The sequence below is a fragment of the Actinoplanes philippinensis genome (assembly GCF_900113015.1).
GTDB lineage: Bacteria > Actinomycetota > Actinomycetes > Mycobacteriales > Micromonosporaceae > Actinoplanes > Actinoplanes philippinensis.
This window is the reverse complement of sequence record NZ_FONV01000044.1, coordinates 1-8,913: the sequence shown is the minus strand read 5'-3', so window position 1 is coordinate 8,913 and position 8,913 is coordinate 1. Positions and strand designations below refer to the sequence as shown.

General features: G+C 72.3%; 6 protein-coding genes. 1 reads left to right on the top strand and 5 read right to left on the bottom strand.

The features are described 5' to 3' along the window. Window positions 1–157 precede the first annotated feature (157 nt). Window positions 158–1,342 (bottom strand): lycopene cyclase family protein, encoded by a 1,185-nt coding sequence (locus BM290_RS46785; protein ID WP_093622487.1) that lies wholly within the window; start codon window positions 1,340–1,342, stop codon window positions 158–160. 35 nt (window positions 1,343–1,377) lie between these two features. Continuing rightward, entirely contained in the window at window positions 1,378–3,018 is a 1,641-nt protein-coding gene (locus BM290_RS46780; RefSeq protein WP_093622486.1) for an aspartate:alanine exchanger family transporter, read from the bottom strand. A gap of 78 nt (window positions 3,019–3,096) precedes the next feature. Here BM290_RS46780 and BM290_RS46775 point away from each other — a divergent pair, with 78 nt between their 5' ends. Then, complete coding sequence (locus tag BM290_RS46775) at window positions 3,097–4,671, top strand: tetratricopeptide repeat-containing diguanylate cyclase (protein ID WP_093622485.1); 1,575 nt, start codon at window positions 3,097–3,099, stop codon at window positions 4,669–4,671. Window positions 4,672–4,715: 44 nt separating this feature from the next. Here the strand turns inward: BM290_RS46775 and BM290_RS46770 are convergent, their stop codons facing one another. The 3 genes from BM290_RS46770 to BM290_RS46760 all read right to left on the bottom strand — a co-directional run bounded on the left by BM290_RS46770 (window position 4,716) and on the right by BM290_RS46760 (window position 8,582). After that, a complete protein-coding gene (locus BM290_RS46770; protein WP_177320199.1) occupies window positions 4,716–6,308 on the bottom strand; it encodes an RICIN domain-containing protein in 1,593 nt (530 codons plus the stop codon). A 385-nt stretch (window positions 6,309–6,693) separates the two neighbouring features. Beyond that, window positions 6,694–7,686, bottom strand: coding sequence for a hypothetical protein (locus tag BM290_RS46765; protein ID WP_143134231.1), 993 nt, complete (start codon window positions 7,684–7,686; stop codon window positions 6,694–6,696). 287 nt (window positions 7,687–7,973) lie between these two features. After that, window positions 7,974–8,582 carry a hypothetical protein gene (locus tag BM290_RS46760; RefSeq protein ID WP_093622482.1) on the bottom strand — a complete coding sequence of 203 codons (609 nt, stop codon included), beginning with the start codon at window positions 8,580–8,582 and terminating at the stop codon, window positions 7,974–7,976. Window positions 8,583–8,913: the final 331 nt, after the last annotated feature.

Here is an 8,913-nt window from a genome sequence, read left to right as displayed (position 1 = left end):
TCGCCACCACCACCGCCGGCATCACCGACCTCAAAGCCGCCCCCGTCCGCCTCGAAACCCGCACCGCCGGCTCCACCGTCAGCACCACCAGCATCCTCCGCACCCTGCGCGACACCCTCACCATCCACCACCGCCGCCGCGCCCACCACTACGCCGCCTACGACCTCGCCGCCTGACCACCGGTCAGCCGGGCGGCCGCGTCGCCGGCGGCGGCCCGCATCATCGGCAGCAGGGGAGCGGACGCCATCAGGGTCAGGTCCTCGCGCCACGAGGTGGCGCCGTCGAGGAAGCGCAGGACCCGCTCCGGTGGGTTGCGGTCGAACAGCCGCCCGAAGAACGCCACCCCGTCGGTCAGCCCCCGGTCCAGAGCCCGCAGCTGCACGGCGTCCATCCACCGGTGCCGGGCCGGGTAGGCGGGACCGGGCAGCGGCGGGCGCCCGGCCGCGACCTCGCCGGCGATCCGGTCGGCCTGCCGGGCCATCGCGGTGAACGTGAAACCGGTGGACGGCCGGGTCGCGCCGCCCGCGGTGCCGAGACGGACCACGCGCGGCGACGGCCGGGGCTCGAAGACGCCGTCGGTCATCGGGATCACCCCGTTCTCCACCTCGGCCACCCGCACCGTGCTCTCGTCGATGCCGAGCAGCGTGAGATAGCCGCGCAGCGCCGTGTCGTACTCGTCGCCGGACAGCACGGACGGGGAGAACTCGGTGTACTCGACCAGGGCGAACCGGTCACTGACCGGCAGGACATAGCCGAACGACACCCCGCGCGGCGGTTGCGGGGTCCGGAAGTCCATCAGCACCGCCCGCCGCGGATCGAAGAGCGGCCGTGCGGATTCCAGCCACCAACCCCGGAAGTGCTGCAACCAATGGGTACGCCCGGAGCGGGCCGGCGGGCACGGCCGGGAGTCGAGCACCCAGCCGGCGTCGACCAGCGGCGCACCCCGCTCGTCGCGTACGACGACCCGCGACCCGTCGTCGTCGAGCGCCCCGGCCGCGGTGGTGAGCCGGATCGCCCCGAGGCGCTGCTCGGCGGCGCCGGCCAGGTCGTAGAGCGGGGCGGACCGCAGCATCGCGTAGCGCAGCGGCCGTAACGACAGGGTCCGGGGCGCACCGGGGGTGATCACGTCGACGGCGTCCCAGGCGGCGCTGAGCAGCGGGTCGAGGAACGTGCCGGGCGACCCCCAGAACGCCCAGGTACGGTCCTGCCCCCGCTTGTGCACCGGGTCGACGATCGCCACCCGTACCCCCGGAAGGTGGTGCCTGTCCAGAGCGGCGAGAACCAGCGAGGCCGCGCCACCGCCACCGACGAGGGCGAGATCGACGGTGACGGGGGAGGTCATCGGCTGATCATCCCATCCTCTGGTCTGCTCGCCGGTCAATGGTGCAGCAGGACGATCATCAGCTGAGCGGTGACGACCTTGACGACCATCGCGACCGGGAAGACCGTCGCGTAGGCGAGAGCGGGCAGCTCGTTGCGGGCCCGGTCCTCGGCGAAGGTGAGCACCGCCGGGTTCGTGTCGATGCCCGCCATCACGCCCATCAGCCAGGACAGCGGCATGCGCAGCAGCCGGCCGACGGCCAGGCACGCGATCGCGGTGCCGGCGGCCACCAGCGCCCCGGCCGCGATGATCCGCCACGCGTCGCCGTCGGAGAAGCCGCGTACCAGCGAGCCACCCGACTTGAGCCCGACACCCGCGAAGAACAGCGCCACGCCGACCTGCCGCAGAACCAGGATCGTCGAGCGGGGCTGCTGCCAGGTGATCCGGCCGGTCCGCCCGATCCGGCCCAGGAGCAGCCCGGCGATCAGTGGGCCGGCGGCGAGCCCGAGACGCAGGGTGGCCCCGCCGGCCAGCGGCACCGCGACCGCGCCGAGCAGGAGGCCGAGCGCGAGCCCGAGGGTCAGGCCGGTGAAGTCGACCTTGGTCAGCGACTGGTCGGAGTCGCCGAGCAGGGCCGTCACCGCTGGCATGCGGTCGCGGGGCGCGACGACACGTACCCGGTCGCCGAGCAGCAGCCGCATGTCGGGGGTGGCGAGCAGGTCCTGGTCACCGCGGCGGACCCGGGTGATCAGCGCGTCGTGGCGGCGCGGCAGGTCCAGGTCGGCGATGTGGGCGCCGGCGAGAGCGGGCGCGGAGACGGTGATACGGCGGAAGTCGAGCGTGCCCCGGTCCAGCGACAACGCCGGCGACGCCTTCTCACCGAGACGTGCGACCAGCTCACGGGTGGCGGCCCGGGTGCCGACGACCGACAGCAGGTCACCCTCGCGCAGGTCGGTGACCGTGGCGGCCAGGAGCATCCGATCGCCGCGCCGCAGCCGTACCAGCAGCGCGTCGCCGTCGCGGGCCAGATCCTCGATCAGCTCGCGGACGCCGGCGCCGGCGCCCCTCGTGACCCGCAGCGTGCGTTCGACGAGTTTCCTCGGGGCGGGGGCCAGATCGGTGTTCTCCAGGGCCTCGCGGCCGAAGTCGACCCGCACGACGACGAGGTAGGTGACGAGCGCGCCGATCATGGCGATGACGCCGTACCCGTACGTCAGGCTCATGCCGACCGCCGCGTCGCTGGCCAGCGACGCGGCCCGGTCCGGGTCGACGGCGCGCAGCGCCTCCTGGGCGGCGCCGAGCGCCGGCGCGTTCACCAGGGCGCCGGCGAACACCCCCGCCGCGGTGGCCGCGTCGAACCCGAGGACGGCCGCCGCGCCCACCGCGGTCAGCGCCGCGACGGCGAGCACCGCGACGACGACCAGGTTGTCGCGCAGCCCGCGCCGGCGCAGGGCGGCGAAGAAGGTGGGGCCGCCGGCCAGCCCGATCAGGTAGACGAACAGGGCGAGCCCGAACTGGTCGGCGAAATCGGGCAGCCGCAGCCGCTCGTCGAGGGCGCCGATCGCCAGGCCGGCGAAGAAGACGGCGGCGACACCGAGCGCGACGCCGCGCACCCGGATGCCGCCGAGCAGGTGCCCGACGCCGAGGACGACCGCGCACAGCAGGACGGCGTGGGAGGCCAGTAGTTCGACGGCCACATGATCAAGAATACCGGCGCGCTCCGGGCGCCGCGTGGGCCATTGCGCAGATCGGCAACCGGACTAGTGTCGGCTGTCGTGGATGGACGATCGAGCGACACGACTCGACTGCTGTCGGCCGTCCGCGAGCTGGAGGCGTCCTTCGAGATCGACCCGGCGGCCGCGCTGCGGTGGGCCGCCGAGGCGGAGGAGACCGGCCGGGCCGCGGGCGACGTCGAGCTGGAGCTTCGCGGGCAGGCACTGGCCGCCGACGCGCTGCTGCGGCAGGTGGAGACCACCGGCGACGCCACCAGGATCCTGCGGACCGTCGGGTTCCGGGCCGCCGAGCACGACCTGCCGCTGCTGCAGGCCCGCGTCCACCGGCTGCTGTCGCGGGTGGCGGCCAACATGGGCGACTACGCCGGCCAGCTCGATCACGCGCTGCGCGGGCTCGAGCTGCTGCCCGGCGCCGCGGGGTCACGCCTGCGGGTCATGCACCTGATGGCGCTCGCCGAGTCGCTGTACCGGACCCGCTCGATCGAGTCCGCGATCGGCCGCTACCGGGAGGCGGAGCAGGTGGCGCTGGCCGCCGGCGACACCCAGTTCTGCTCGTACGTGCTCAACGACCTCGCCTACGCCCTGTTCGCCGCGGGCCGGGCGGCGGAGGCCGAGCCGGTGATGGCCCGGCTGCTCGCGCTGCTCGCCGGGGAGGGGCGCGACCCGATCCCGCCGATGCTCGACACGCTGGCCCGCATCCAGCTCGCCGTGGGCCGGACCCGGGAGGCGGTCGAGACGGCCGAGCGGCTGGTGGCCAGCGAGTTCGACCCGGAGTATCCGGAGGCCGAGGCGGAGGCGGCGCTCACCCTGGCCGCCGCCTACCACCAGGCGGGGGCGACGGCGCACGCGCAGACCGCCCTGGACCGGGCGCGCGGGCTGGCCGCGGCTCCGGCGCTGGCCCGGGTGCGCGCCCACGTGCTGCAGGAGCAGGCCGAGCTGTGTGCCACGCTCGGTGACTTCCGGGCCGCGTTCGTCGCGTACAAGGCGTATCACGAGGCCAGCGAGGAGCTCAGCTCCCGGGAGCGGGAGGCGCAGGCCCGGATCCGGCAGGCGGCCTTCGAGACCGCCGAGGCCCGCCGCGACGCGGAGAGCTTCCGCGAGCAGTCACTGCGCGACCCGCTCACCGGGCTGCACAACCGGCGGTACGTCGACACGTGCCTGCCGTCGCTGCTCACCGGAGGGACCGGCGCTCGGCCGGTGACGGTCGCCATCGTGGACGCCGACCACTTCAAGACGATCAACGACACGTGCTCGCACGACATCGGCGACCAGGTGCTCATCGCTCTCGCCGCGCTGGTCGCCCAGGCGGCTCCGGCGGAGATCGGCTTCACCGCGCGGCTCGGCGGCGAGGAGTTCCTCGTCGTGCTCGCCGGACTGCCCCGGGAGGAGGCGCTGGCCCGGGTCGAGGCGCTGCGGGTGGCCGTACAGGATCATGCCTGGCAGTTGCTCACCGGCAACCTGCCGGTGACGGTGAGCATCGGCGTCGCCTACGGCCATCATCCGGTACGCCCGTCCGAGGTGCTGCGCGCCGCCGACCGCAACCTGTACGCCGCCAAGCACGGCGGCCGCAACCGGGTCGTGGACCGGATCGGGTCCGACGTGGCCGGCGTGGCATAGGACGAGGTGGCCCGGGGACCGCTCGGATCCCCGGGCCACGTCAGTCACGCCTTGCGGCCGACCGTCCAGTACTGGTCGGGGTTGCCGTTGCAGTTCCACTGCAGCAGGTGCGCGTCGGTCTTGACGCCACCCTGGATCGCCAGGCACATCCGGCTGTGGTTGTTGTGCAGCACCACGGTGCCCTTCGTGGTCGCCTCCACCCGCCAGTACTGGTCGGCGTTGTCCCGGCACGGCCACTGCAGCAGATGCGCCCCGGCCGTCGTCACGCCGCCCTCGATCGCCAGACACTGGCCGCTGCGGTCGTTACGGACCTCCACCAGGTCGTTCCTGCGGGTCCGCAGCGTCCACTCCATGTCGTTGAGATCGCTGCAGGCGGCCTGGACCGCGTGCGCGCCGTCGGCCAGCGAGACGCCGTTGCTCAGGCACAGCGAGCTGTGCTGACTGCGGACCCAATCCCCGGGGGTACGCGACGTGACCGTCCAGTTCTGATCCAGGTTCGCGTCCCGGCAGGGCCAGATCAGGGCCTTCGCGCCGTTCTTCATGGCGACGTCACCACCCTGCATGGCCAGGCACTTGCCGCTGAGCGAGTTACGCAGCTCGGTGTAGCCGTTCGCGTCCTTCGTCAGCCGCCAGTACTGGTCGGCGTTGTCCCGGCAGGTCCACTGCACGACGAACGTTCCGTCCCCGGTCGCGCCGGCGTCGAGCGCCAGGCAGTAGCCGCTGCGATCGTTGCGGACCTCGTACTCGCCGTTGGCCCGCTGGTTGAGCTGCCAGTCCTGGTCGGCGGCGCCGCTGCAGGACCACTGGATCGGCGTCACCCGCAGATCGGCCCAGGTGCTCGGCAACGCCAGGCACAGGCCGCTGTTCTGCGACTTCAACGTCTGCACGACCGGCTCGGCGATGCTCTGCCGCACCCAGCCGGCGATGTCGTCGAGCCGGGTCTGCGTGCCACCCCGCGCGGCGCCCTCCGGCGCGCCCAGGCAACCGCCCTGGTCACCGCTGTGCGTGATCGCCGCCAGCTGCAGAGACCCGCCGACCGTGCGGACACCGGGCCCGCCGGCGTCACCCTTGCACGGGCCGACCTGCGTCCCGGTGGCGCCCGCGATGGTGGTCAGCGGGCCGTCGACCGCGGCCACCGTGAACGACGCCATGCGCGGCTGATCGGGCACCCACGCGCTCGCGGTACGCCCGTACCCCAGCACCGAGACCGCCTCGCCCACGACGGGCGCCTGCGCGGACACCGGGATCGGCGTGATGCCGGTGACCTTGGCGGCCAGCTGCACCAGCGCGACGTCACGATCCGGATGGGACACCACCCGCAGCGCCGGTACGGTGTACCCGCTCGCGGTGTCGGCCAGGTCGAGCCGGCCCACCGTCACACTCGTCCGGACCGCCGGCGGCCCGGACGTCACACAGGACTTCGCGGTCACCACCCAGCGGTCGCCGACCAGGGCGCCCGTGCAGGACTGACCGACTCCCGGCTCACCCACCGTGACCTTCGCCAGGAACCCGTACGCCGCCCCGGAGGGCACGTCCCCGCCGACCGCGACGGCCGGAGCCGAGGCGAACATCCCAGCGGTGAGAATCGTGGCGATCACTACGCCGGCCACATGCCGCCGGCTACGAACAGCACTCACTCGAGTGGAACTCCTTCTCTGCATGAAGGCTGGCCGGTGCGCTGCACGCGATCCCGTGGCTTGATCTTCCGAGCGGCCTGATCCCGGTCCGGTTCACTGCGGACACACTGCCGTACCCCCGTTGTGGTCCAACATGCGAACACAGTATTGCCGCGAGGTTTAACTGCTTCAATATTTGGATTAAGGACGGATCGTGCCGAATCTCACCCGGTGACGGGTCAGCGGACTCATCGACGCCCTGATATGCGGCTGGATCTCTCGGCGCTCCGGGATGTCCCGGCGACCCGGTGCCGCTCGTCTGTCCTCGTGCCAGTGCGGGCGCGGAGACGCACCAGCGGCGGCCGGGTCATCCGGTCGTCGCTGATTCACGTGGTTCAGCCGCCGATCATGGCGTCCCGCCGCTGATGCCCGTCACGGTGAGCGACGTGCCCGGAGTGCCACCGGTGCCCGTGGTGTCACCGCCCGGAGCGGTTCCGCCAGTTCCGGTTTCCGTGGTGCCGGTGCCGGTGCCGGGTGCGGCCGGGGTGCCGGGCGCCGTTCCGCCGGCCGTGGTGTCCGTTGTGCCACCGGCTCCTGGTGCGGTCACGTTGCCGGGTGTGCCGCCGGTTCCCGGTGCGGTGGCGTTGTTCGGTGTGCCGCCGGTTCCCGGTGCGGTGGCGTTGTTCGGTGTGCCGCCGGTCGCCGGTGCGGTGGCGTTGTCCGGTGTTCCGCCGGCTACTGGCGCGGTGGCGTTATCCGGTGTCCCTCCGGTTTCCGGTGCGGTCGCGGTGTCTGGTGTGCCGCCGGTTTCCGGTGCGGTGGCGTTGTCGGGTGCGCTGCCGGTTCCTGGGGCGGTTGCGGTGTCGGGTGCGCCGCCGGTCCCTGGGGCGGTTGCGTTGTCAGGGGAGCCGCCTGTTCCCGGTGCGGTGCCGGGGGCTCCGCCGGTGTCGGTGGCCGGAGGGGCGCCTCCGGTGTCCGGGGCGCCGCCCATATCCGGATTGCCGCCCATGTCGGGGGCGCCGCCCAGGTCCGGCATCGCTCCGGGGCCGGGGGCGCCGGTGGAGGGCTGGTTGCCGACAGGTGCGGTGACGTGTGTGCCCGGTCCGGTGGGCTGGGGCTGGTGGAACGGACCCTGCTCCCGGTATTCGATCACCAGGATGGAGATGGTTCGGGTCCCGCCGATGCCGGTGTCGCAGCGATGAGACATCCAGAGGCCGAGTTGTGAGCCGAGATCGTTCATCGCCTCACACGCCCCGCCACTGCCGAATTGCCCGAGTACGTTTTCGGGAACGTCGGGTGGCGGATTCAGCGGGGCTGCGCCCGCGGGGCCCATTCCGAATGTCGCCCCCGCCAGCATTCCGATGCCGGCGGTGGTCAGCATTCGTGTCGCCTTGCTCATGTCGTACCTTTCTCGATGCATTTTCCAGGACCCGGACAGCTGAGCACGCGGTCTGTTGATCGTTCTTCCCAATCACCGAAACAGGCGCGCACGGCCCGGATCCGACCCCTGCGGGTCAACGATGCGGAGGCATGAAAAATGCGATCGGGTTTATTCGCCGTCGGCGGTGGTATGCGCGCCGGAACGTAGCTGGGTGATGCATTGTCGTCGCCGAGTCGCGATTTCGGTCATGCTATTTCGGCGGCAAATCGGTCGAAGCGGAGACGAAGGGGCCACCGGTTACGGCGTCACCTGTCCGCGCGGCGGGGCAGGCCACCATGACGAACGAGAACGGTGGCGAGGAAAACGGCCGGGATGACCATCAGGATGTCGGCGCCGACCGCGATGACCTCGACACGCGGAATCCTGGCCAGGGGGAACAGGACGGCGCCGGCGGCCAGGATCAGTCCGGTCCACCGGGGGATCCGGCGGCTCGCAAGGAGGTAGACAGCGAGGGCCAGCAGGGTCAACGGGAACGCCGGACCGCCGATCCAGAAGATCAGGTTGGCGATCACCGGATGCTCGCCGAGGCGCTCCAGAGATTCGGCGTGATCCACCCCGTACACGGCATTCATGACGCCTTGCAGGCCGAAGGCCGCGCCGCCGCAGACCGCTCCGTAGACCGCCGGCAGCAGGCCCCAGCCGGCGATCAGCGGCGCGTCGTGCCGGAGGGCCGCGGCGATCCCGGCGAAGCCGACGATCCAGGCGACCGATCCCAGTACCAGCAGCGTGCCGGCGACCAGGCCGTATTCGGCGTCGCCCACCCAGAAGAAGTCGGCTGCGGTGAACAGGGCCGGTCCGGCGATCAGGGCAATCGCCGAGGGGGCGTTGCCGGGGTGCGGCAGTCGTTTCGTCATGCCCGCCGATTGTGCTGGCCCTATCGACGTCGGTCACTGCGGGCAGCCACCCGCTCGACGGTGGGGCTGTCCCTACCGCGCGGATCGAGGGCGTGGGGCTTCTTCCTCCCGGCCCGGGGCCGCAGCGTGATTATCCGGAGCCTCGCCGGCGGCGGCACTCCGGACTACCGGCGTCCCCGGCGCCGAACAGGTCCGGCTCGGCCGCGGCAGGACGTTTCGTAAACCCGGTTCTTCGGTGGTCGATCACCCGTGGCGTGTCGTTGGCCCGGGGGTCGGGATGTCCGCTACCGGGTGGCACCGGTTCGGGCACTGGTGGTGCAACGCCTGCCCT

Bases quoted from the DNA above. Each gene is read 5' to 3' on its own strand.
- BM290_RS46785 (WP_093622487.1), bottom strand. From the start codon at position 1,342: ATGACCTCCCCCGTCACCGTCGATCTCGCCCTCGTCGGTGGCGGTGGC.
- BM290_RS46765 (WP_143134231.1), bottom strand. From the start codon at position 7,686: ATGAGCAAGGCGACACGAATGCTGACCACCGCCGGCATCGGAATGCTG.
- BM290_RS46760 (WP_093622482.1), bottom strand. From the start codon at position 8,582: ATGACGAAACGACTGCCGCACCCCGGCAACGCCCCCTCGGCGATTGCC.